Raw genomic sequence first — 22,107 nt, forward strand, 5'->3', positions numbered from 1 at the left:
GTGGTCCTACCTCGCCGTGGCGGGTGAATCACGGAAAGCGTTGACCGAGCAGGAGGCCGGGGGCGAATGCAGCACGGCAGCAGGCGTGAACGCCCCGAACTGGCAAGCCTGGACTTCCTGGGCGACGATTCCGTCCTGCGCGAGCAGGCCGATCGTGCGCTGCGCGAGACGGGACGTGGGCTGCGACCCGGGGACTGCTCCGGGGCGGACCGCTCCGGCTCCGTCCGCGTGGTGGTCGACACCCAACGAGAGGTCTCGGCTGTCACGATCGCTCGCGACTGGCGCAGCCGGCTCGGGCCCAGCGGGTTCGCCGATGCGCTCTTCGAGGCGTACGCCGCCGCCGTGCAGGCTGCCCTCGAAGCGGCGGCGCTCCTTCATCTGCAGACGCAGGAGAGAGATCCTGCAGCGTCGGATCAGGAGCCGCTCGACAGGAGCCCCGATCGGGACGTCGACGAGTACACGTGGCTGCGCGACACCTGGCGAACACTGTCCGACCTCGACGCGGATTTGGACGCTTCGGCGCGGCTGACCACACGGACGGACGAGTCGAGCATGTCGAGCCCAAACGGCTGCCTGACATTGCGCATCCGCGGAGGCGGCATCATCGGCATCACCGGCGACGTCCGGCGGATCGCACGGGCAGACGCGGGTCAGTTGCAGTTCGAGGCCCGTTCCCTCTTCCGCGCGTTCGAGCTGGCCAGCGCCGGACGGACTGGATCGTGAGGTAGTGAGATGGCTGACCTGAACGTCATCACCGATTCGCTCCGCGATGAGGGAAGTAAGTGGCTGACGCTGTCCGACCGCGTCGCCGCCATCAAGGTCGCTGCAGAGCAGCTCCACCTCGACCCGTCGGCCTTCTTCATCGGTGACGCGAACGTCCTCATCCACTCGCTGGCCTACAACGACTTCCACAACTTCATGGTCACCATCTTGAGTGGAGCGGTGACCGAATTCGAACAGGTCGGCGAGGCCCTGCGTCACATCGCCGACGAGTACGACCGGGCCGACGAGGTCATCTCACTGGACCTCAACGAAATCTTCAGGGCCTAGCGACCCACCGCGCGACGTTCGGAGAGGGCACGGAGCACCCCATGCAGCGAGGGACCACTGATCTTGAGTACGGGGAACCGTTCAACAAGGCGTTCGACCACATCCGCTCCGGCGTCGACACCGCGATCGCCAAGTTCAATGAGATCGTCGAGCAGGTCCAGCAGTGGAAGTGGCTCCTCGGACCGGCAGCACTCTTGTGGATCAAGCACAGCCTGGACAGCACCAAGACGGCACTGAACGTCGTCCTCGACCGCGTCGAGCAGGCCCTGGAGCACCAACTGCCGGTGCTCTCGCTGATCCACGTCAGCTTCCGCTGGGTCAACAACGTGAAGACCCCGGTCTCCGAGCTCTCCTCCGCCACCACCGACCCGGCGAACGAGAACCTGCCCAAGTGGACCGGCGACGCCGCGAGTGCCTACAACGCCAAGGCGCTCAAGCAGAAGGCCGCGGTCGACGAGTCCGTCGTCAAGTCGGAGTTCATCAGCCAGTGGCTGTTCACGATCGCCAAGGCGAATGTCGACTACGCCGTCGAACTCGCGAAGATCGTCACGGGCCTGGTCGGCAAGCTGGCGCAGGCGGCATCCGAAGGGGTGACCGTCATCGACCTACCGTGGGCCATCTCCACCCTCGCCGAGTCGGTCGGGGACCTGGTCACCGCTGGCCTGGACGTTCTGCTCACCATCGGCCAGCGTTTCGTCGACGCGCTGGGCAACATCCGGGACATCGCGACGCAGGTCGGCGACCACTCGAAGCTGCCCGGGGGGCGGTGGCCGGAGGCCGTCCGAGGATGACCGACGGGGGCATCACACCGTGGGTACAGCCGCCTGGGTCGCCTTGAGCAACGTCAGCGCCTTCGACGCGAGTGTTTCGGTGGCGGCGTACGAGGTTCCGCCGACGGCCAGCCAGACCTTCACCACCAGGTTGCCCGTGCGTGCGCGGACCATGTACTCGGCGTACTTGAAGCCGGGCTCGGAGCGCCTGGTGAAAGCCTCGGCCTCATCACCCACACCGGTGATGACGCCGGCTGGAGTCATCACCGTCACCTGCGCCGTAGCCCGGTAGAGCAGCCGCGCCTCCTGCTCGCTGGCTGGCGTGGACGCCTCCACCCGCAGATTCGCCTGATGCCCGTCCTTCGTCCGCATCTCGAACAGACACGCCGCACCCGGCTGCCCCAGCGGCGGCTTCGGATCGGTGCGGGCCACCGTCAGGGACAGCTCCGCCAACGGCCGAAGATCAGTACGTTCACACAGCTGCAGATCCTGAGCGCGATAGCTGGGGCCAGCCGAGGCGGTGGGCGCGGTGGAGGCAACGCTGCTCGCGGCCGCCCCTGTCGTCGGCGCACTCACCGGAGCCGAGGCACCGTCACAGGCGGCAGTGGCGAGCACCGCAACGAGCGCCACGACAAGACGAGAAACACCGGCCGACGCAGACACGTCTCGAACATACCGGCTGCCCGGCTGGCAGACTGCCCGAGCGACGAGCCACTATGGTGCCGGGTATGCCCGCAGCAGAGACCCCGGAGCACATCGCCCGGACCCGCATGGTCACCGCCCGGGCGGTCCTGCAGGGCCAAGCTGATCTTCGGACGTACCCTTATCGTCTCTTGGCGGTGGTCTCCCACCACGGCGTCAGCGGCGAGAAGGTCAGCGAAGCGGTTGCTGCCGCCGAGGTCCTCGGCCAGTTCGGCTGGGACCTCGTCAACATCTCAGAGTTCGCCTCCAACAAGATCGTCTACGCCTTCCTGCGGCGACGGTGACGATGAGGCGGACGCTACCCCTGCGGACGGGCGTTGATCCGCTCGACGGGCGGGAGCCGCCGAACGGGTTCGTCACCGATGGAGTAGACCTCCAGGCAGCACAGATAGCCCTCACCATCGACGAGTAGCACGATGCCGGCGGAGAACTCGTCGTCGCTGATGTCAGCCGAGACTGGTGCACCGGACAACACCGGAGCCGGCGCTGCGGCGCGATCCACAGCAAGGTTGACGGGTCACACAGCCGCACCCGCACCGACCCTCGACTGCAGCGAACGGCAACTGCGCACGCAACTCGTCGCGCCCAGGGAACGGCACGGACAACAGCCGCGCGATGACGTCCCGCTCAACGTCGCTGAGCGGGCGAGGTATGTCGTCGCCGGTCATAGCGACGCCTGATGGGGCAGGCCGGCGTGGAACCGCAGCAGCCGGGCCTTGTCTTCGCCGAGGACCGGGCGGGCACGTTCGATCAGCGTGTCGAGTTCGACGGCACGATCGCGGGATGGACCGTGATAGGTCGTGGCCGCCTGCCGATTGAGCCACGCGGTGAGGTCCGCCCGCGCACTGCCCCGCAACCGGTCGTCGGAATCATCGATCAGCCGTAGGTTGGTGATCAGCCGTTGCCATGCGTTCCCCGCGATCAGTAACCGGTAGCCCGCGAACCGGACATGCGGGGCGTTGCCCGGCCTGAGGAGTGCCTCGAGCATCTCCTGGTCAAGGATGCCGAGGTCGTGGCGCAGGGCCGCCACCACCTGGCGGGTTACCGCGCCAGACTCGTCGCGCAGCAGTGGCACCAGTTCGGCCGACCGGGTCACGCCGAGGCGACGCAACGCGCGGACCGCTTCGACCCGACCACGCGAACGTGGATGCGCCAGCCACCGTCGAACCAGGCCGGCATCCTCGACGCCACCGGTCTCGCCCAGCCCGGCGATCACTCCTGGCGCCGGCGCCTCCCGCCGAGCACGCAGGCGATAGACCTCTGCCGGATCCGCGCCGCTGCGGCGGAGCGCGGCCTGAGCGATCGCCCGCACCAACGGATGCCGATCAGGCAACGCCGCCTCAGCAGCGCCCAGATCACCGACCGCAGTCACAGCCTGCAGCGCCTCAGCCCGAACCAGCGCAGTACGGCTGACCAGCAACCCCCGCAATTCAGCCGGGCCCGTCGCGGCCTGAACGGCACCACGGGCGCACAAGGACCGGATCGGCAGGTCGTCGTCCTTCATCGCCGCCGTGATCAACCGACTCACACTCAACAGGCCACCGGCCGTCGCTGCCCGGTACGCCGCCCGCCGGGTCCGACGATCCCGCGCCGCCAGCAACGGCTCCAAGCCGTGCAGTGGCAGGTCCCGCAGGACACCTTCGACGCGCTCGGCCAACCAGGCACCCTCAGCGCGACCGCGCAGCGCGAGCGCCATCTCCGTGAGCGGGGTCAACGACCCCCGCGATGACAACAGCCAACCATCCACCGCCGCCCGTGCCCGCTGGCGCACCTCGGCCACCCAGTCCGCGCTGCGAAGCGCCAGCACCGCCACCGCAGCCGGGTGCGCGTGATCAGCCAGGTGAACGACCGCCGCTTCGCGGATCCGACCGTCACGGTGGCAACCGGCCACGACCAGGCGCAGTAACTCCACCTCACCGTCAGCCAGGTCCGCCGCGAGTCTCCGCGACCAGCGCGGCGCCGACCACCACCGCTCCCGCAGCGCTTCATCCACCGGCAACCACCACCGCGAATCAGCGGAACCGAGCGCATACAGAGTCGCGTCCCGCAGGCCGGGCTCACCGTCGCGGGCCACCGTCAGCAACACGGCAGCGAACTCTGCAGGGCTGACGCTTCGATCGGCGCCGCCGGCCGCAGCCCGCAGCCACTCGGTGGCCGGCAGGTCAGGCAGGTAGTCACGTTCAGGCAACTCGCTCGAGCCGGCAGACATGGCTCGCAGCCAGCGCCTCAGCAGTGTGCCCAGCGACATCGCGCCCACCGACGCCCCCGTCTCCCACCGCCGACCACCATGATCGCAGCCATTCTGTCGCCCATGAGCCGACCGAGCGAGCGAATTCACCCGCAGTGCCACGGTGACTTCACAGGGGGTGCCAACCAACCGTCAGACATGGCCCCCCGGAACAAATGACCCTCGCGGTACGGGGAAGGCAGCCAGCCGCCGTTGGGCCGAAACCGGCCGTCGTTGGGTGACGGCGCCCCCGCTGTTGGGCTGACCTGGCGGGCACGTCGCTATCCCTGTTCTCCGGATGGGTCTGCCGCGATCATTTGTCGGGCACGACCCAGGGACAACCGCTGCCGTCAACGTGCGGAGCACTGGTCGATGGCGAGCCTCAGCGCAACACGCCGTCCGTGCCGTCGTCGTCCGCGCCCCATACGTCGTCGTCTTCCCTGAGCCAGGTGCCGTGTTGGGACTCTTCGTTGCCGTCGTCGGCCCCGCTGTTCGTCCCAGCCAGGCCGCCCCGGACGCCACCGCCGGCAGCACGGGAGCCCGTGCTGCCGGACCCACCCCGGCCGCCCGCGCCGACCATGCCAGGTGCCATCGCCGCACCGCCCCTGCTGGACGGACCATTGGCACCGCGTCCGGCCTCACCGGTACCAGCCGCGCCACCCATCATCGGCGACATGCCGAGGCTGACCGGGCGGCCCAGGGAACCACCGCCCGGAATGGGGACGCCGGCCCCGCCCAGGCCTGCCGTGCCACCAAGACCACCGCCCCCAGCGCCCAGGCCAGTCGCGCTGGGCACGCCACCGCCGGCACCGAACCCGGAGTTCACGCCGGTGAGGGTCCCCGTACCTGCGCCTGCCCCGGCCAAGCCGCTGCTGTACTCGCCGGCCAGAACGCCGTCACCGAGGTCGTTACCGACGCCCGGGGACGCGCCGCTGCCGGTTGGGGTGTTGGCGTCGTAGCCGCCGGTGCCGGAGGAGAGATCCGGGTGGCTGGCCGAGCCGAGGCCTGCCCCGCCGGAGCTGACGTGGCCGGGTCCCAGAGAAGGTTCACTGCCGAGACCGCCGGTTGAAGGCCCTCCACCGAGGCTGGCCGCCTGGCCGGCACCGCCGGTGCCCGTCGGACCTTCCAGGTCCACCCCGCTCGGACCGCTGCCTGTGCGCTTCTCCGACAGATCACCTCCGGGCGTCTCCCGCTCCCGGGCTGCGTAGTCGTCGCTGACCTGGTCGTAGGCTTTGCGCGCGTCCTCGGTGTTGTTGTTGAAGAATTCGCCGATCCGGTCGTTGAGCTGGCCGAGCTTCTCCATCGGCCAACTACCCGCGAAGTCGGCACGAATGCTCGCCTCGAACAGCCCCGTCTCGATGACTATGGCACCATTGCGGGCCGCCGCCAGGTCGCCCACGCACCCCTGTGGGACCGGCATCGCGTTCTGCGCACGCTCCAGATCCTGCGCCGCGGTTTGCAGGACGGTCACGATGCTGTGCTGACCGCCGCCCGACTCCCGGGCGCCGTCCACAATCGTTTCGGCCTGCTTGATCAGCCCTTCCATGTGCGTGCGAAACGCGTCATACGCCGGGCCCTTCCAGCTCTCGCCCAGGTCGATGACGTCGGCGTCCACCAGCCGCTTCACCTCCTCGACGTTGCCCAGCAGCGCCTGCCAGCCCAACGCCGCGCTGGTGATATCGGCCGGCCGGCCGGCGACCAGCACCTGCCGCGCCATGTCCTCCCAGCTCAGAGCGCTCACGTCAGACCCCTTCCGCGCTGGCGTCCGGACCGAGGCCGCCGGCCTTCAAGGCCCGCTGCATCTCCTGCGCTGACATCTTGTTCGCGTCTTCGGCGGTGTCGTACTTGCGCTTGACCTCGCGCAGCGCATCAGCCGCCCGGTACATATCGTCAGAGAGCTTCGTCAGCGACTCCGAGGTCGTCCGGTGCAGAGCATGGTGCGCCGCGGCCAGGCTCAGCCCTTTGGGAAAGCCGCCCAGCGCGCCGCCCGGGCTGGCCAGCGCCGCTTCGCCGCCGAGCAGGTCCTTGATCTCCTCCATGTCGACGGCGAGCCGGCGCAAGTAGCTTGCATGCCGCTCGATGTTGTCGGCGGCCGCTTCCAGACGGTCCGCCTCCCACTCGGTAACGTCGCGCTGACCGGGCCCACCCACGAGCTGCGACGGCGCCGATCCTGCGCCGGCGCGGACGTCATCCTGGCGGAACCCAACGGACGGCCCGTGCGCAGCCACCGTGGCAATAGGCCGCAACGGGCTGCCCGCCGGCATCGCATCAGCGACGCCGGGCGGCACCCGCATCCAGGCCTCCACCTGCGGTGGGCTGTTGCCCTCGTCGCTCATCTCCGTCCTCCCCGTTGATCGGTCAGTGATGTATCAGCGCTGGTGCGGGCCGCCCAAGCCCTGGGGCGGTGCGGTCCCGGGCTGCCCCGATCCACCGGGCTGCCCCGGTAGCGCCGCGGGCGGAGGGAATGGGGGTCCGGGCTGCGGCCTGGGCTGATGTGGATGAGGATGCTGCGCATCCGACCGCGGGGGCGGCGAAACTCCCGGCGGGCCGTAGCCGGGCGGCGGGACGCCCGGGTGGCCGTACCCGGGCGGCGGGAACTCCGGACCACCCACCAGCGCTCTGCCCGGTCCGGGTCCGACCGGCGGCGCGGTGCGACGGCGCCGACGGCGGGCGACGACTACGGCCAGCACCACCGCGCCGATGACGACGGTCAGGCACAGCACGCCCGCGACCATGATGCCGGTCTTGTTCTTAACCTTGATGGCGACAGCCGGCCCTCCAGTCTGCCCGCCTGCGGGGGAGGCCGTCGCTCCGTCCGGCTGCGCGCCGGCAGCCAGCAGCGGGTTGACGTCTACGGCTGACACCGGCCGCTGCAGCGCCGCAAGCACATCCACCGCGCCGAAGCCGAACTCCGGATCCCGACCCGGCACCCCCACGTCCCGGGCCGTCCGGATCAGGCGATTGATCACGTTCGCCGCGTCCAGGTCCGGGTAGCGTGACCGCACCAGCGCGACCACCCCGGCCGTGATGGCAGTCGCCTGACTAGTGCCCGAGGCAACCGCGTAACCGTTGCCCTCGACCACCGTCGGCACGGGAGCGATGATGTCGTCACCCGGGGCGGCGAGGGCCACCTCGGAGCCGCCGACCGAGTAGCGGGAGAGGTCGCCCGACCTGGTTGTCGCATTGACCGCAATCACGCCGGGCGCGTTCGCCGGAGAGTTGACCGTCCGCCCGCCCTCACCGGTTGCGGCGACCAGCACGACGTTCTTGGTCAGGGCGTACTGGACCGCCTCGACGATCCGGATGCTGGCGGGCTGCTCGAAGCCGATGGACAGGCTGATCACGTCGGCTCCGGCATCGGTGGCCCAGCGGATGCCCCGCGCCACCTCAGCGTCGTTGCCGTCGCCCTCGCTGCCACTCAGCGCGATCGGCAGAACCTTCGCCTCCGGCGCGATCCCCAACTGCCGGTTCCGGTCGCCGCCCCGCCCAACGATCAGGCCAGCCATCGACGTGCCGTGTCCCGCCTCCTTATCCCGGTCGATCTGGCCTTGCGGAGATCCCGCCGGGGCGGCACCGGGGCGGCCGGTCAGTTGGCCGGCGAGCGCCGGGTGCGTCGCGTCGACACCGCTGTCGATGACAGCGATCGTCACCCCACGTCCCTTGGTGATCTCGTGGGCCTGCGGAATCTGCAACGCGTCGAGATACCACTGCAGACCGCGTACCGTGTCGGCCGCCGACGCTGGAGCTGGCACGCCCACCACCCCGGACCCGACCACCACGCCGACCATCGACACGGCGACGGCGAACTTCAGCCCCGATCGGCGACCCTTACCCGTACGCACGGCACTCCCCGAACCTCGTCGACTAGCTACACGCGGCGGCTCCGGTCCGGCTCGAGCCGGACCGGAGCCGCACGTCTGATGTTCTCAGCCCCGCACCTTGGTTGGCCTTGCCCATCTCGGTGGAGACGTTCGCAGGGGCAACGCCGACGGTGCCGCCGATCTCGTTCAGAATCGTGCCGACGTCCCGGACGGCGGTGTAGTCGCTACTTCGATCTCAAACACCAGGTTCCGCCCTTCCGTCTCTTGTGGCGGTGCATCCGCGAGGCGTTCTTCACCGCATGGCCGCCAACCAACCCGGCCGCGTTGCAGGTGAGACGCTAGCGCAACGCGTCAAGATCCCGCCACCCTGTGTGACCAGCTGAGCCGGCGCGACACCTCGTGCGGGTGATCCGACGGTTGCCATCCACGCCAGACTCGTCGGCAACCCGCCGCGCGATTCGCCACCACCGCCGGACCGGAGGTTGGCCAACCGTTGGCCAACGGTTGGGTCGCCGTTGGGTGGCCAACGTAGTGCACCCCCAGCAAACCCGCCGTCATGACCGCTCTTGGTGGTCGTGAGCACGGGCCAGCCGGTGTGGAAGCCACCCACCGATGACCAGATCCTCCGCGACACCCGAAAACCCCCACGGGCCGAACCCACCGTCCCGAGACGGCGGACCCGACCCACACGTCGACAACTCCACCTTCGACCACCACCGCGACTTCCTTCACGTCGACGTAATCGTCGGTGGCTTGCCGATCTGGATCTCGGTGTGGCGCAACGGCGCCCATGGCGAGATCAGCAAGTCCACGTTTCGCCGCCTCCTGGCTCGTCGGATCATCGCTGTCTACAGCCGGCGTGGCGCAACCGTGGTCGACTTCGACGGCGACCCGACCGTTCGCGACGAGAGCATTGCCGCAGGCCGCGCCTACCGTTCTGTCACCCATGATGCGGACCTGGCCGGTCTTGACACCGTGGAGCAGGTCGACCTGGTCGTACTGCGCTGGCCGCGACCCCAGCCGCTCGCGCGACCCAGGCCGGTCGACGGTGCGGTGGCCGATCTCTTCCGTGCCCTCCGGCTGGTCATTAGCCCGGACGGCTTCGCGGTCCTCATCGTCGAGCAACGTCCGACCCAACCGTTTCCGACCGAGGTCGTGCACCTGGCCGGGCTTGTCCCCGAGGCCCACGCCGGTGGGATGGACTACCTCCAGCACATTCTCGCGATCACCACACCAGTAGGCCTCGCTGCGGACAGCGCAGACGCCGAACGGTCAGCGGCCAGTCAGTACGGCTCGCCGACTCACCTGCTGGTCTTCGTCGTACGAGCAGGCCACCATGACTGACCAGCCGGAGACTGCCGCCCACCACCGTCCGTCGCGTCGCCGCCCAGCCCGTCCGCGGGTACGGCCAATCAGCTACCGACAGGCGTGCGCCTACATCAGCGGCCACCATCAGCAGCGCGAACGACCGCAGGGACACACGTTTTCCCTCGGTCTGACCAACCAAGCCGGCCACCTCATCGGGGTCGCAATGGTCGGCCGTCCCGACGTCCGCCACCACGACGACGGCCTGACCGCCGAAGTCACCCGCCTGGCGACCGACGGGCCACGCAACGCGCACTCGGTCCTGCTTGCCGCCGCATGGCGAGTCGCCCGGCGCATGGGCTACCGACGCATGATCACCTACACCCGCACCGACAGGCCCGCCGCCGGCCTGCGGGCCGCGGGTTGGAAGGTCGTCACCGAAACGCCTCCCGCGCACGGGCGAAATCGGCTCAGCCGGCACCGAGCGCCGCGCAGCACCGGCGACGCAACCCGCACACACTGGCAGGTCACCACCGAGGACTGGCGTACCCGAACCGAAGCCGCCGACCGCGTCCCCCGGCAGGCCAGAGAGGTACAGGACCCACGGTGACCGGCCACACCACAGCCGCGCACGCACCAGCAGATCGGTTGCTCAACCACCGCGACGGGCCCATCGGCACCCTGCGGCCGGCCCTCGACGAATGCTCGACCTGGAGCGTCACCCCATGCCAATAGACGCAGGAAAGATGCTCGCTGACCTGTCCACTCCCTGGCGCGGCTTCCTGGAGGACTGGCATCGGTCACTGCGGTCCGGAAACTATCCGGAGACGACCCGCTACAACTATCTGCTCGCCGCGGCACAGCTGGCCCGCTACCTGCAGGACCGTGCGGCATCGGCACCTGACACGTCGGAGGCAGCCCACGATCCCACCGCCGTGGCCCGGGCACATGTCGAGGAGTTCCAGGCGTGGATGGTGGAGACACGCTCACCCGCAACCGCCCTGAACAAGCACAAAGCTCTGCAGCAGTTCTTCAAATGGCTCGCGCTCGACGAGGAGGAGATCGATCGATCTCCGATGGAGCGCGTCCGGCAGCCCAAGACGCCGCAAAAGCTGATACCGATCATGCGGGACGACGACACGCGACGCATCCTGGACACGTGTCGCGGCAGAGCGTTCGTCGACCGGCGAGACGAGGCGATCATCCGCCTGCTGTACAACACGGGTGCGCGGCTGTCCGAGGTCGCCAACCTTCATGTTGACGATGTCAGCCTCGCCGACACGGACACTGTCCGCTACCACGGCAAGGGCGCCAAGGACCGCCGGGTACGGCTGGGACCCAAGACCGCACGGGCCATGAGCCGCTATCTCCGAACGCGGTCCCAGCACAAAGGGTCACTCCTTGCCGAGCTTTGGCTCGCGGAGCGAGGCACACGGGCACTAGCGGCCAACGGCATCAAGCTCATGCTGAAACGCCGCGGCCGGCGCGCCGGCGTCGCGAACGTCCACGCCCACCGCTGGCGGCACAACTTCGCCCACGAGTGGAAGCGCGCCGGCGGCGACACGGGCGACCTGATGCTGCTGCTCGGCTGGACCTCAGACGACATGCCCCGGCACTACGGCGCCAGCGCAGCCGCCGAACGCGCCCAGGAGAGCCAATCCCGTGTCGGGATCGGTGAGCGTGTCTGAGCCCGACGAACCGACAGCCGGGTCGCCGGGGCTGACACCGGAGCAGCGTCGCCGCCGGGCACGCATAGCCGCCCACGCATCCTGGGCCAGAACGACCGACCGCCGCGCCCGCACGGCAGCCGGCACGCAGGGCTTCCTCAAGCGCTTCGAACGACAGGTCGACCCCGAGGGCCTGCTCGATCCAGATGTACGCACGGAAATGGCACGACACGCCAGGACGGCGTACATGTTGCAGCTGGCGGAGCTGTCCCGGAAGTCCCGCCGTCGGCGCACAGATCCGAGTCCATAGGCAGGTACGCCTTGACGTACAAGGATCGGCATGGCAAAGGGCTCCTGCGGCGCGCCGGTGAAGCCAGTCCACCACGATGGTCCCTCCAACCGAGACAATCGCGCCAACAAACAGGGGTCTGCTGTCACCGGATTCGTCTGTAGGCCGGCGTGGATGCCACCGGCAGCACGGCCGGCGCCGCCGGCATGGCAACTGACGGTAGTGAAATCATGGCTGACGGGCTGGGTCCAACCACGGCGAGGGGACGTCGATGAGACTACTGGAGACGATGATGCCGCAGGTAGCGGCGCTGATCGGCGTGGTGGTCGGCACTGTCGGCACGATCATTGCCACGACAGTGGCCGAGCGGGCTCGGTGGCGGCGCAGTCAAATGGTGCGATGGGACGAGCGGCGGCTGGACGCCTACGCCGATTTCACACGTGCCGTGAAGGAAATCCACCTGCTGGCGCTGGGAATGCTCAGCGCCCACCGGCCCGGCGCCCGTACCCCCGCACTTGACCGCGAGGAGGGGTTGGCGCGGTTGGCTGAGGCGGATGTGCGGCACACGCTGACATGGGAGGCAGTTCTGCTGCTCGGCGATGAGGTCACCGTAGGGGCGGCCTCCGCATGGCGTCACGCGGTGCGCGCTTTAGAGCAGGCCGCGCGGTCCTTACCGGACCCGCCCGACGACCTTACGGACCTGGTTCGGCAGGCCGATGAGACTCGTGACGGCTTCTACCGCGCCGCGCGGGGGAGCCTCGGTGTCCGCGGCGGCATCGTCGACCAGGTGCGGCGGCCGGCCGGCAATGGTGTGCCGGCCATTCGCCTCTGACGTAGGTCCATAACACGAGCACTTGGCGGCGGGCGGCGGCGGTGGGTGGCGGCGCGCTCAGTGAGCACCGGCTTTGCCCTATGGGCCGCCGCATTCGCTGACCCACCGTCGACAGGCCGGTGGGTGATGTGCGGTTCGTGTCAGTCGTGGCGTCGGGGTGCGGGTGGGTGACCGCGGTTCGGATCGTGTTTTCGGAGGGAGTCCTCGCTTTCGTTGGCGAGTCGTTGTAGTAGCCATTCGGTTGCCGCGTGCACCTCGGTGGCGGCACCGAGCGGGGTCTCGACCGGCGGACAGGTCTGGGCGTCGACCTGGTGGCCGCCGCAGCCGGTGGGGTCGGAGTCGCAGCTGAGGGAGATCGTGGTGTGCACCTGCCATGGCGGTCCGGGTCGGTGGTAGGGCATGCTGCCTGCCGGGGCGCAGAGGACATCTACCCAGATCTGATTCGATCCCCCTTCGCCCGCCAGTATCGTGACCGGGAACTCCGGTTCGGGCCCGAGCCGCTGATAGCGAAAGCGGTTCAGGGTTACGCCCCAAAGCTGAGCGTCGGATCGTGCACCCAGCCGCTGTCCAAGCCGGAAGAGGGTCTCGTCGGCAGACTGCAGAAGCTGACGAACGCGGTCGTGTTCCGTCCGATCCGCCAGGGCGGGGAACAGCCAGCCGACCTCGCCCAGCGGCAGCGGAATATCCCGAGAGGTCACGACTCAGTCTGTGTTGCCGAACCACGCGACGTCCACCCGTTACCTGAGCGCCACCGAGCGCGATCAGCGGCACGAGAGTACGTTCCAACCTGGATACAGCTACTCGAAGGCTGCCCTTGGCAGTTAAACCAGTAGCGGGTCGCTCTGGTGCCGGGTCTGTAGCCTTGGTCGATGGACCCTACTGTACAAGTTGCTCTATATGGCGTGGCCGGCACCACGCTCGCCGCTCTTGCCGGGGTCGCTGGCGCTGTCTTCGGCCCGCTGCTGGCAGCGCGGCAATCCGCGGAGTTGGCGAGGAATAGCCAACTTACAGATTTGCGCAACGCGCTGTATCTGAAGGCTTTGGCCTACGTTGAAGACGTTGAGGCAAGGCTTGACCGCATCTCAGAGCCAATGGCTGACGAACAGGGCTTCGCCTCAGCAGTCGCCAGCCGTGGAGAGATCACCGCAGAACTGCGCCTACTGGCCGAGTCCGATGTCCTCGCGGCCTGGATGAAACTGGTAGAGGCGGACGTCAGCCTGGCATATCGCGAGAATCATGACCACACGTTGAGGGTCGGGAATCTCGTCGGAGGTGACGAACCCATGGTGAAAGATGTCGTACGGGCCGTAGCGGACCTTCGGCAGGCGGTCCGCCGAGCCGTCGGCAGCGACAGCGCCACGTAGCAACAGCCCTAGCGCCCTGTCGGCGGCAGAAGCGTGCACCTGGTCAGGAGCCGCAGGTCCCTACCTCGGCTTTATAGTTCTGCCATGTCTGCAGGTCAGCCGAAGCGCGGCCTGGTGGTGCGTGGCACCATCTCAGAGATCCACAACTTCGGCGTCTTCGTGCGTCTCGAAGGGGATCCGGCCGGCTCGCCCGGCACCGGTTTCATTCGGATTCCGGAGCTGACCTGGGAGTACTTCTGCGACCCTGCCGACGTGGTGCACGCTGGCCAACAGGTCTCCGTCGAGGTGCTTGACTTCGACACCACTCGTGGACAGGTGCAGCTTTCGCTGAAGGCGTTGCAGGAGGATCCACTGGTCCAGTTCGCGGACCGGGTCGGTGAGGTGTTGTCCGGGCCGGTCGTCAAGGTGGTGCCGTTCGGTGTCTTCGTCCGCGTCGCGCCGGGCATCGCGGGACTGCTCCACGAGTCAGTTCTGATCCGGGAGCCGGTGATGGGAGAGATGGTCACCGTCACGATCGCCGAGGTGGACCGACCGCGGCGCCAGGTGCGGCTGGAGCTCGCGCCGAAGCGTTGATCGGTCGCCCATTACGAGCCGCCCGAATCAACACCCGTCGGCAACCGTTTCAACGTCCACGAAACCCACGCCACGTGCGGATCGCGGCAGATGAGTGTTCTGTGGCCACTCGGACTGTCAGGCGACGGGACGCCAGATGGGCAGGCCGAGCCTGTCAGGCGTCTTCGACAGGAAGGCCACACTGTGGTGAGCCCGGGTGACGGCGACGTAGAGCGAACAGGCAGTGGCTGGTTCGAGCGGCTTGTTGGACCGTACGAAGTCCTCCATTTTGGTGGTCGGAGCCACCAGGACGTGTTCAGCACCCCTGCCCTTGGCGAGGCCGATGTTCCGGAACGGTAGATCGACTTCCTTCCAGCTGCCTGCGTTGTAGCGCAGGCAAAGCGGCGCGAACGCCTGGAAGTACGCTTCGGCGTCGTCGACACTGACGACGAAGATGCCGCTGTGCGGGACGGTTTGCTGGTTTCTGGAGACCGTAGTCTCGAAGCCCCACTCGGGTCCGAAGATCGAGTCGGCGAAGGTCGCAATGGTTTGGTTGCAGCGCCAGGTTTCGGCTGCGTGCAAGATCTTCAGTCGCTCCTTATCGGCCTGCAGATCGAACCAAACCTTGATCTTCACGCCCTTGTACTGCCGGTGCTTGAGGTCCCGATCGTTTGTGTTGAGGATCGCCTGCCTGATGTCGCCCACCATGTAAAGATCGAGTGGCGATCTCATCAGGAGGGCGAGGATCTCCAGGTCCCACCCATTCAGATCCTGGACCTCGTCGATCCATGCCTCGTCGTAGATGCGGCTAATGCGATCGAGCGCAGCTCCCTGGCTCGCATCGTTCGTCTTGTGAGCCAGGTTGGCGAGGCAGCGCTTGTAGGCTCGCCCGTCGCCGTCGAGGAACCGCCGGGCTCCGGTGGCAAACCGCCCGGGATCGCCGTCGAAGTTCAGACCCCGAAGCCGGTGCCCGGGATGGGCAAGTGGTACATACGGCCGGACGCAGTGGCCCAGGAGGAAACTAAACCATCCCTGGACGTGGACTGTGGCAGCCAGGGGCCGCCGTGCCGCCAGGCGGCTCGTCAACTCGGCCTGGTTCTGCTGCGTGTATGTCAGCACGAGGATGCGCCGGCCCGCCGGCGCCTCGGCGCACGCGTCGATGATCGACTGGGTCTTGCGGCCACCGGCTACAGCGAGGGTGAGGGCGTTCATGACACCAACAGCTTGACTGCCTGGTTGATGTAGTCGGGCATGACGATTGATTCGTCAGAGTCGAGGATTCGGAGGGCAGCCTCGGTCTTGCCGTTGGTCATCCATTTGTTGAGTTCGGTATCGTCCGGTAGCCCAAGCACGCGTCGCAGGGTTGCCTCGTCGTTGACCGCAATGAGCTGTGGTTCGAGGGTTTTGCCACATGCAGGATCGCCCATCAACAGCTCGCGCCTCCCGTCCGCGAGGAGCTTTTGGAGTTTGGCCCGAAGGTTCGCCCGGTCCTTGCCGTCGTTGTCACGGATGGCGATGGCCGATCGGTCAAGTGCGGCGCAGACCTCCAACGCCCGGCGGAACGCGAGGCCCTGCATGGAGATGATGTCGATGCCCAAGTCGATGGGGTCTTTGCCGGTCGCGTCACGGACGGCACGCTGCAGGACGATGTCGTCCGAGGGCCCCTCGACGAGCGCGACCTTCTGGGCCAGCACAAGCCGGAGCGTGTCGTATCCGGACAGCTTGCGGAAGTAGGCCACCGTTCTCGGGTCCAACGCGGTCAGCTTGGCGGTCTGGCCGTCGTGGATGAGCAGGAGCTTGTCCAGGCCGAGGCGGTTCAGGACGAAAGAGCTGTGCGTTGTGATGAAGGTCTGCTGATCGCCGTCGGAGGTGAACTGCTCGATCCGATCGACCAGCTTGGTGAGGCTGGTATGAGACAGGTGATTCTCCGGCTCCTCGATCAGGACGTACCGAGACCGACCAGAGGTCCGGCTCATCGCGAGCGACACTTTGACCGCGGCCTGCTGGCCCTGGCCGGCCATCCCGAAGGGGATGTCGTCGACCTGGGGCACAATGCCGACCTCCCATGAGGTTCGGGCCGACTGGTCCATCTGCAGACCTAGCGGCCGATCATGGAGCGACCGGCTGCCCTGGGCAATCCGATCGTTGATCCCGGCAAGATGGTTGTCGGTGATGTCCTGTTTGGCTCGCCGGTGTGCGAGCGAGATCACGGCGCGTTCCTTGGGATCGAGGTGGCCGCTGAGCATCTCGCGGGTGTGGTAGTCGACGCCTGACGTGCTGCGGATGGTGCGGGAGTCGATGAACGACACCGCCAGCTCCTTTGGGCGCGCAGTCAGTACCCGGTCGGAGAAGTCACGCCACTCGACACGGTAGAACTCAACCGGCAACACCCGAGGAGGGCGGTCCATCATGTACGCAGCGAACTCCTGCTCGAAGTCCTCGTTCGGTTCGATGAGGAGGCGGACGCCAGGGCAGTCGAGTTTCAGCGAGTTGTGTACGCCGCGGAGTTGATGGACGTTGTCGTCGCCGTCGCCCAGGTGAAGCTCGATAAAGATCTGGGGTGCCGCGATCGCCTGCGGCGAGCCGTGCTTCTCGAAGTACTCGAGGACCCGCGGACGGTGAAACCAGAACGGGTTCAGTTCCTCCGACGCTGATCGGCCGTTGATCTTACCACTGAGCGCAAGGTAGATCGCTTCGGTGAGGGTCGACTTGCCGGACTCGTTGTCGCCCACGAGGATGTTCATTCTGGCGGTCGGCTCGATGTCCAGGTGGTCGAACTTGCGGTAACCATCGATAACGATGCGTTTAATCGTGCTTGTGGCCATTATTGCATGGACCTTCTTCTAGCTAAAGGAAAAACACGCACCGAATGGTGCGGCTGACCGTTCTAGGAATGCTCGGCTGGGTGGTGGTGATCTCGAACGCCAGCCGGTCAGTGTACATGATCACTGCCGCCTCTCGGGCCATTCCTAATCTCGACTGCCCGGTGATTAAACGCGAAAAGCGTTCGTGAATCTGCCATGCGGCCAATGATCCTGCAGTTCATATGCGGTGAATGATGCGGTGAGGCATACGTTGACGAGTGTTCGGCCCCTGGTGAGGCCGACGTCGGCCACGGAAGCCTGCCCGTACTGCGCGGTCGCCTCGTATCGCATGCACGACAGCTACGTCAGGGCCTTAGCTGATCTGGGTCTCCGCTAAGCGGATCAGGAAACATGCGACGAACAGCAGGCGGCGAGCGAAGCGAGCGCGCCATTGCCCTCATCTCGGCAAAGCCGTGAGCGGCTGATCACGTTCCGGAGGCCATGTAGGCGGCGAGGATGCAGTTGGGGTGCCGGTCGAGGTTCTTGCGGGCCCGGTCATAGCGCATGGTGGTCCGTGGGTCGGCGTGGCGGGCGGCGATCTGCACGTCGCGGAGGCTGACGCCGGCGTCGAGCATGGTCGTCACGAACGTGTGCCGCAACATGTGGGGGTGCATCCTCGGCATCCGGATGCCCGCTGTGTGGGCGAGGTGCTTGAGTCGGCGGGTGGCGGCGTGACGGTCCATCCTCCGACCATGGGTGTTGCGCAGGATCGGCCCGGCGGTGCGGTCGTCGACGGCCTGGTCGATAGCCCGAGCCACCGCGGGTGGTAGCGGGACGAGGACGACCTTGCCGCCCTTGCCACGCACGCGTAGGACCCGGTGACCGTGTTCCTCACCGAGGTCGGCGATATTCGATCCGCAGGCTTCGAAGATCCGTAGCCCGAGCAGGCCCAGGAGCGCGACCAGGGCGAAGTCGTTCGGGTTCGAGGACTTCCGGGCGGTGGTGATCATGGCTTGGAACTGCAGGTGCCCAAGTCCGAGGGTCGGTGACTCGGCCGGCACCGTGGGCCGGCGGACGTAGTCGGCCGGCGAGTGCTCCAGGATGGCGTCGATGACGCAGACCCGATAGAACCCAACCACGACCGACAGCCGGCGGGACACCGTCGAGGGCTGGTACCGGCGGACGTCTTGTAGCCAGCGCACGTACCGCTCGATGTCCACCCGCGCCGCCGCCAGCGGGTTCAGGTCGTGGTTGGCGCACCAGCGGAGGAAGACTCGGAGGTCGGAATCAGTGTGGACGCGAGTCTGGCCACGGTACCGGCCCAGGAAAGCGGACACCGCGGCGCGCACAACGAGTTGATCGGTTAGTACGACAGGGGAAGCGGAAGCAGGCGAAGTAGTCATACATCACCGTGCGTCACCACCGGCGATGAACACCAGCCCACCGAGCGGCAGATCAGTCCGTGCCTCATCCCCTATGCGACGCTCGACGTCGGCCGGGTTGCGTCAGCTCAAATCGTGACGACCGGGAGAAGGCGAGAGACTGGGACGAGGACATTGGCCAACTTGGCAAGGGCGAGTCAGGACCCATGCGTTACGGCGCTACGGCGCTACGGCTTCATCGCCAAGCGCAGAGGTCTTCTCCTTCAGAGGGGTACTTCTAGGGCAGCGTCGGGATGGCTGGGGCTCAATCTCGCCACGTGGTCGCTACCTCAGGTCTTGCATATCAACCCCGTAGTCGGCGTCAGGCACGACACCCTGGAAGCCATCCTGGTCTCCACTGCCGGTTGGTCGGCTCCCGTAGCATCCGTCAGCAGGCCCCTGGGCTACCTGATGCCGCAGAACACCTTCGTCCAGTGGGACTTCTCCGCGACTGGAGATCTGACGGCGGTAGCGGAGGACCTCGCTCATGCAGTCGCAACCTACGGCCAGCCCTTCATCGACCACTGGTCGGACTGGAGCACATTCTCCCGTGAGGTAGCCAGTTCGGATCTCCTCCTCGACAACGTTCGCTTCGTCATGTTGCCGGCTGTAGCCGCAGTCAACGGCGACTACGAGCTTGCGGACCAACTGATCCGACAGGAACTCGAACGCACGGCAGGCGAGCAGGACGCCTACTCGAACGGATATCGCGACTTCGCCGAGAGGTTCCGCAGAACTGTCCTGACGCACTGATCTCGGCACGTCCCGGGATGCCTCACCGGGGCGTCAGCCGACTACGCTCCGTAACGCGCGGGACGCGGCAGACGCGGATGTTGCACTGCGGACCTGGATGACGAGTTCAGCACGAGCAAGGGTGTCATGGTGCCCACCCTTACTCGTGCAGGCACACTGCTCGACGGTGGCCAGCGATGCTACCCGACGCCCGTCCCAGCCCGTCCGCGGGCGTTGCCGAGCCTATGCCTGAGAACCCATACGGCGAGCATCGAGATGCCGAAGACCAACCACAACAGTGGCGCAATATCCCACTCGTGCCAGATCGCCCAGCCCCAAAGGAGCCATACACCAACGTGAGCGGCCAGCACCAGCCGGTAGGACGTGCGAAGCAAAGCCACAGGGAAGTAGACCATATCTGGCTCCGCTGGAAGGTCCTGGAGCCGGGTGGGCGGAGGACTTCAGCTCCCGTGAACGACTGTCGCTTGTTGCTCGGCACCGAACGCACTCAATTCGGCATGACAGCGCACGGCGCCAGGCGCTACCAACGCGCGACAGCGGCAGATAAGGACTTTGCAGAGCGAGCGCTCCACCAGCTAGAGGGCGGAGATGGAGGTGGGAGCTCGTTCTTGCCGAGCTAGTGCGCGTATCACGTTCAGGGAGCCGTGTCGCCAGGCCGCGAGGCTGCTCAGCAGCTGGATTGTCGCTTCAGTCGCTGTCTGCGGCATCGGTGGCGTCGGCAAGCCGAGGCTGACTGCCAGGTCGTCGGTGTGCACGACCAGCTCCATGACCCGGGTCAGCAGGAAGTCGTCGACCTTTAGGCCCCAGTCGCCGAGGTCCACGATGCGGTCGGACGGTTGGGCCGTCACCGTGGCATCCAGGTCGGTCAATGCCGTATCGACCGTGTCCGCCAATTCCCTGGGGTTCGTCACTGCAGCTGTCTGCTCGCTGCGGCGCCGGATGTCGATGTTGCCGGCGCCATCCACGCCTGAAGTCACCCAGGCGTTGCCGGTGAAGTGCTCCAGCACCGAGATCGCCGATTCTCCCGGCGGCGCGGCGAGGAACGTCACAGTATGCGTGACCTGGTTGGCCAGATGACGGGCGAGGCCGCCGGTGGAGAAGTCCCGCAGCGCGCTGGGCGAGGACCATCGCTCGGCCAGTATCGGATTGCGCAACAGGGCCAGGCCAGTCGCGGCGGCGTCCAGGAACGCGGGTCGGATCATCGAGTTCACGTTATGCGCACACAGGAACCCTTGTCATTCCCCCACGAGCCAGCGAGGAGCGGCTCCCCGTTTCGAATCGGTGATCACCGGCAGATCTGAACGCTGAGCCGCGCGTCGCTGGCAGGCCATCCTTACGCAACGTCGCCAATCGGAACGTCCGCCGGTCCTCCACGCATCACGAATGCCGATCAGGCGATCAGCGGGAGGCCAGCTACCCCGATGCAGCTCTGCACGACAAGACGTACCGGAATCTACACCGGAGCCAGTGCGCCGAACCCAGCCTGACTCGACTTGGGCCCGCCGATCAAAGACGAAAGCAACGCTGTCCGCCAAGCCGAGACTCGGCCCGGCCGACCGTGTTGCCCGCGTCTACACCCCTTCCCCGATGCCCAGTTGTACCTGGATCTCCTGGGCGCGTTCGGCCGCCGCGCTGGCGCCGTAGTGCCGGGGCATGTCCTCAGAGGTCCAGCCCAACAGCAGCATCAGGTCGCCCGTATTCCCGCCAGCACGCTTCCACTCGTGGGCGAAGTTGTGCCGCCAGCGGTGGGCGTGCACGTTCGCCACGCCGGCGGCGAGGCCCAGTCGCTTCAGGCGAATCTTGATGCCGTTGGCCGCCAACCTCCGGCCGCCACGGTCGGCGAGCCACAGATCCGGCAGTTCCGAACCCTTGTGCTTGCCTCGCGCTCGTAGGTAGCGGCTGATGGCCCGCGCCGTCTTCGGCCCGAATCGCACCCGGCGGTCCTTGGCACCCTTGCCGTGGTAGTGCACCGACTCCGTGTTCAGGTCGACGTCATCGAGCAGCAGGTTGCCGACCTCCGACAGCCGCGCTCCCGTGTTGTAGTACAGGCGGATGATCGCCTCGTCGCGCAGGTGCGGAAAGGTCTTGCCCTTGCAGGCGTCGAGGAGCTTCTTCGTGTCCTCGTCGCGGATGATCGGGATCAGCTTCTGGGGCGTCTTGGGCTGTCGGACCCGATCCATTGGGGACCGGTCGATGTCTTCCTCAGCCAGCAACCACTTGAAGAACTGCTGCAGACCTTTGTGCTTGTTCAGCGCGGTCGACGCGGACCGGGTCTCGATCATCCACGCCTGAAACGCCTCCGCATGTCCCCGGGTCACCTCGGTGGGGTCCTCCGCGGCGTCGGCGGCATCGGGGTCTGGCGAGTGCTCGGCCAGGTAGCGGGCCAGCTGCGCTGCCGCGAGGAGGTAGTTGTACCGGGTCGTCTCCGGGTAGTTGCCGGCCCGCAGCGTCCGGTCCCAGTCGCGCAGGTATCCCGCCCAGGTCGAGGACAGGTCGGTCGCGAGCTTGGTGAGGTCCAGTAGAGCCATGTCGGTCACCCGTCGAGTCAAG

Annotated in this window: 23 protein-coding genes; 11 read left to right on the forward strand and 12 right to left on the reverse strand. The window is 67.1% G+C overall.

Annotated elements, in window-relative coordinates:
* Positions 1-66 precede the first annotated feature (66 nt).
* From O3438_RS10380 to O3438_RS10390, 3 genes are read left to right on the forward strand one after another with little or no spacing between them, the layout of a single operon-like run.
* Positions 67-723 (forward strand): hypothetical protein, encoded by a 657-nt coding sequence (locus tag O3438_RS10380; RefSeq protein WP_269679772.1) that lies wholly within the window; start codon positions 67-69, stop codon positions 721-723.
* Positions 724-732: 9 nt separating this feature from the next.
* Positions 733-1,050 carry a hypothetical protein gene (locus tag O3438_RS10385; RefSeq protein WP_269679773.1) on the forward strand — a complete coding sequence of 106 codons (318 nt, stop codon included), beginning with the start codon at positions 733-735 and terminating at the stop codon, positions 1,048-1,050.
* Positions 1,051-1,091: 41 nt separating this feature from the next.
* Positions 1,092-1,841 (forward strand): hypothetical protein, encoded by a 750-nt coding sequence (locus tag O3438_RS10390; protein ID WP_269679774.1) that lies wholly within the window; start codon positions 1,092-1,094, stop codon positions 1,839-1,841.
* A 12-nt stretch (positions 1,842-1,853) separates the two neighbouring features.
* On the opposite strand, the gene O3438_RS10395 is transcribed toward O3438_RS10390, so the two are convergent.
* Positions 1,854-2,483 carry a hypothetical protein gene (locus tag O3438_RS10395; protein WP_269679775.1) on the reverse strand — a complete coding sequence of 210 codons (630 nt, stop codon included), beginning with the start codon at positions 2,481-2,483 and terminating at the stop codon, positions 1,854-1,856.
* A 65-nt stretch (positions 2,484-2,548) separates the two neighbouring features.
* Between O3438_RS10395 and O3438_RS10400 the strand changes: the two genes are divergently transcribed.
* Complete coding sequence (locus O3438_RS10400; RefSeq protein WP_269679776.1) at positions 2,549-2,806, forward strand: transcriptional regulator; 258 nt, start codon at positions 2,549-2,551, stop codon at positions 2,804-2,806.
* 14 nt (positions 2,807-2,820) lie between these two features.
* Here O3438_RS10400 and O3438_RS10405 read toward each other — a convergent pair whose 3' ends face one another.
* From O3438_RS10405 to O3438_RS10425, 5 genes are all read right to left on the reverse strand, one after another.
* Entirely contained in the window at positions 2,821-2,994 is a 174-nt protein-coding gene (locus O3438_RS10405; RefSeq protein WP_269679777.1) for a hypothetical protein, read from the reverse strand.
* A 192-nt stretch (positions 2,995-3,186) separates the two neighbouring features.
* A complete protein-coding gene (locus O3438_RS10410) occupies positions 3,187-4,218 on the reverse strand; it encodes a HEAT repeat domain-containing protein (protein ID WP_269679778.1) in 1,032 nt (343 codons plus the stop codon).
* A gap of 913 nt (positions 4,219-5,131) precedes the next feature.
* Positions 5,132-6,466 (reverse strand): WXG100 family type VII secretion target, encoded by a 1,335-nt coding sequence (locus O3438_RS10415; protein ID WP_269679779.1) that lies wholly within the window; start codon positions 6,464-6,466, stop codon positions 5,132-5,134.
* Between the two features lie 25 nt (positions 6,467-6,491).
* Positions 6,492-7,085 carry a hypothetical protein gene (locus O3438_RS10420; protein WP_269679780.1) on the reverse strand — a complete coding sequence of 198 codons (594 nt, stop codon included), beginning with the start codon at positions 7,083-7,085 and terminating at the stop codon, positions 6,492-6,494.
* Positions 7,086-7,118: 33 nt separating this feature from the next.
* Positions 7,119-8,591 carry a S8 family serine peptidase gene (locus O3438_RS10425; protein WP_269679781.1) on the reverse strand — a complete coding sequence of 491 codons (1,473 nt, stop codon included), beginning with the start codon at positions 8,589-8,591 and terminating at the stop codon, positions 7,119-7,121.
* A gap of 591 nt (positions 8,592-9,182) precedes the next feature.
* Between O3438_RS10425 and O3438_RS10430 the strand changes: the two genes are divergently transcribed.
* The 4 genes from O3438_RS10430 (at position 9,183) to O3438_RS10445 (ending at position 12,663) form a co-directional block, all read left to right on the forward strand.
* Positions 9,183-9,914, forward strand: a complete 732-nt coding sequence (locus O3438_RS10430) for a hypothetical protein (protein WP_269679782.1) — start codon at positions 9,183-9,185, stop codon at positions 9,912-9,914.
* Complete coding sequence (locus tag O3438_RS10435) at positions 9,907-10,485, forward strand: XF1762 family protein (RefSeq protein ID WP_269679783.1); 579 nt, start codon at positions 9,907-9,909, stop codon at positions 10,483-10,485. The genes O3438_RS10430 and O3438_RS10435 overlap by 8 nt, the downstream gene beginning before the upstream one ends.
* Before the next feature lie 136 nt (positions 10,486-10,621).
* The gene (locus O3438_RS10440) at positions 10,622-11,563 is read left to right on the forward strand and encodes a tyrosine-type recombinase/integrase (protein WP_269679784.1); all 942 of its coding nucleotides are present in this window, start codon (positions 10,622-10,624) and stop codon (positions 11,561-11,563) included.
* A gap of 539 nt (positions 11,564-12,102) precedes the next feature.
* Positions 12,103-12,663 carry a hypothetical protein gene (locus O3438_RS10445; RefSeq protein ID WP_269679785.1) on the forward strand — a complete coding sequence of 187 codons (561 nt, stop codon included), beginning with the start codon at positions 12,103-12,105 and terminating at the stop codon, positions 12,661-12,663.
* A gap of 140 nt (positions 12,664-12,803) precedes the next feature.
* Here the strand turns inward: O3438_RS10445 and O3438_RS10450 are convergent, their stop codons facing one another.
* On the reverse strand, positions 12,804-13,361 hold the full coding sequence (locus O3438_RS10450; RefSeq protein WP_269679786.1) for a hypothetical protein: 558 nt from the start codon (positions 13,359-13,361) through the stop codon (positions 12,804-12,806).
* A 171-nt stretch (positions 13,362-13,532) separates the two neighbouring features.
* Here O3438_RS10450 and O3438_RS10455 point away from each other — a divergent pair, with 171 nt between their 5' ends.
* Together O3438_RS10455 and O3438_RS10460 are read left to right on the forward strand one after the other, a co-directional pair.
* Positions 13,533-14,027, forward strand: coding sequence for a hypothetical protein (locus tag O3438_RS10455; protein ID WP_269679787.1), 495 nt, complete (start codon positions 13,533-13,535; stop codon positions 14,025-14,027).
* Between the two features lie 84 nt (positions 14,028-14,111).
* Positions 14,112-14,600, forward strand: coding sequence for a S1 RNA-binding domain-containing protein (locus O3438_RS10460; protein WP_269679788.1), 489 nt, complete (start codon positions 14,112-14,114; stop codon positions 14,598-14,600).
* Between the two features lie 117 nt (positions 14,601-14,717).
* Here the strand turns inward: O3438_RS10460 and O3438_RS10465 are convergent, their stop codons facing one another.
* The 3 genes from O3438_RS10465 to O3438_RS10475 form a co-directional block, all read right to left on the reverse strand.
* On the reverse strand, positions 14,718-15,791 hold the full coding sequence (locus O3438_RS10465; RefSeq protein ID WP_269679789.1) for a UvrD-helicase domain-containing protein: 1,074 nt from the start codon (positions 15,789-15,791) through the stop codon (positions 14,718-14,720).
* Positions 15,788-17,404, reverse strand: coding sequence for an ATP-dependent nuclease (locus O3438_RS10470; protein WP_269679790.1), 1,617 nt, complete (start codon positions 17,402-17,404; stop codon positions 15,788-15,790). Before O3438_RS10470 ends, O3438_RS10465 begins: the two co-directional genes overlap by 4 nt.
* Positions 17,405-17,868: 464 nt before the next feature.
* The gene (locus O3438_RS10475; RefSeq protein ID WP_269679791.1) at positions 17,869-18,732 is read right to left on the reverse strand and encodes a tyrosine-type recombinase/integrase; all 864 of its coding nucleotides are present in this window, start codon (positions 18,730-18,732) and stop codon (positions 17,869-17,871) included.
* A gap of 483 nt (positions 18,733-19,215) precedes the next feature.
* On the opposite strand from O3438_RS10475, the gene O3438_RS10480 reads away from it, so the two are divergent.
* The gene (locus O3438_RS10480) at positions 19,216-19,557 is read left to right on the forward strand and encodes a hypothetical protein (RefSeq protein ID WP_269679792.1); all 342 of its coding nucleotides are present in this window, start codon (positions 19,216-19,218) and stop codon (positions 19,555-19,557) included.
* A 575-nt stretch (positions 19,558-20,132) separates the two neighbouring features.
* On the opposite strand, the gene O3438_RS10485 is transcribed toward O3438_RS10480, so the two are convergent.
* Both O3438_RS10485 and O3438_RS10490 read right to left on the reverse strand, forming a co-directional pair.
* Positions 20,133-20,759 (reverse strand): maleylpyruvate isomerase N-terminal domain-containing protein, encoded by a 627-nt coding sequence (locus O3438_RS10485; RefSeq protein WP_269679793.1) that lies wholly within the window; start codon positions 20,757-20,759, stop codon positions 20,133-20,135.
* 369 nt (positions 20,760-21,128) lie between these two features.
* Positions 21,129-22,085 (reverse strand): tyrosine-type recombinase/integrase, encoded by a 957-nt coding sequence (locus O3438_RS10490; RefSeq protein WP_269679794.1) that lies wholly within the window; start codon positions 22,083-22,085, stop codon positions 21,129-21,131.
* Positions 22,086-22,107 lie beyond the last annotated feature (22 nt).

The organism is Micromonospora sp. WMMC250 (genome assembly GCF_027460215.1).
GTDB classification, from domain to species: domain Bacteria; phylum Actinomycetota; class Actinomycetes; order Mycobacteriales; family Micromonosporaceae; genus Micromonospora; species Micromonospora taraxaci.

Excerpts from the sequence above, each read along its gene's own strand:
- O3438_RS10380 (WP_269679772.1), top strand. The coding sequence starts at position 67 with ATGCAGCACGGCAGCAGGCGTGAACGCCCCGAACTGGCAAGCCTGGAC.
- O3438_RS10460 (WP_269679788.1), top strand. The coding sequence starts at position 14,112 with ATGTCTGCAGGTCAGCCGAAGCGCGGCCTGGTGGTGCGTGGCACCATC.
- O3438_RS10470 (WP_269679790.1), bottom strand. The coding sequence starts at position 17,404 with ATGGCCACAAGCACGATTAAACGCATCGTTATCGATGGTTACCGCAAG.
- O3438_RS10485 (WP_269679793.1), bottom strand. The coding sequence starts at position 20,759 with ATGATCCGACCCGCGTTCCTGGACGCCGCCGCGACTGGCCTGGCCCTG.
- O3438_RS10455 (WP_269679787.1), top strand. The coding sequence starts at position 13,533 with ATGGACCCTACTGTACAAGTTGCTCTATATGGCGTGGCCGGCACCACG.
- O3438_RS10410 (WP_269679778.1), bottom strand. The coding sequence starts at position 4,218 with ATGGCGCTCGCGCTGCGCGGTCGCGCTGAGGGTGCCTGGTTGGCCGAG.
- O3438_RS10465 (WP_269679789.1), bottom strand. The coding sequence starts at position 15,791 with ATGAACGCCCTCACCCTCGCTGTAGCCGGTGGCCGCAAGACCCAGTCG.
- O3438_RS10415 (WP_269679779.1), bottom strand. The coding sequence starts at position 6,466 with ATGGCGCGGCAGGTGCTGGTCGCCGGCCGGCCGGCCGATATCACCAGC.
- O3438_RS10390 (WP_269679774.1), top strand. The coding sequence starts at position 1,092 with ATGCAGCGAGGGACCACTGATCTTGAGTACGGGGAACCGTTCAACAAG.
- O3438_RS10445 (WP_269679785.1), top strand. The coding sequence starts at position 12,103 with ATGAGACTACTGGAGACGATGATGCCGCAGGTAGCGGCGCTGATCGGC.
- O3438_RS10420 (WP_269679780.1), bottom strand. The coding sequence starts at position 7,085 with ATGAGCGACGAGGGCAACAGCCCACCGCAGGTGGAGGCCTGGATGCGG.
- O3438_RS10490 (WP_269679794.1), bottom strand. The coding sequence starts at position 22,085 with ATGGCTCTACTGGACCTCACCAAGCTCGCGACCGACCTGTCCTCGACC.
- O3438_RS10435 (WP_269679783.1), top strand. The coding sequence starts at position 9,907 with ATGACTGACCAGCCGGAGACTGCCGCCCACCACCGTCCGTCGCGTCGC.
- O3438_RS10480 (WP_269679792.1), top strand. The coding sequence starts at position 19,216 with ATGCCGCAGAACACCTTCGTCCAGTGGGACTTCTCCGCGACTGGAGAT.
- O3438_RS10430 (WP_269679782.1), top strand. The coding sequence starts at position 9,183 with ATGACCAGATCCTCCGCGACACCCGAAAACCCCCACGGGCCGAACCCA.
- O3438_RS10400 (WP_269679776.1), top strand. The coding sequence starts at position 2,549 with ATGCCCGCAGCAGAGACCCCGGAGCACATCGCCCGGACCCGCATGGTC.
- O3438_RS10440 (WP_269679784.1), top strand. The coding sequence starts at position 10,622 with ATGCTCGCTGACCTGTCCACTCCCTGGCGCGGCTTCCTGGAGGACTGG.
- O3438_RS10385 (WP_269679773.1), top strand. The coding sequence starts at position 733 with ATGGCTGACCTGAACGTCATCACCGATTCGCTCCGCGATGAGGGAAGT.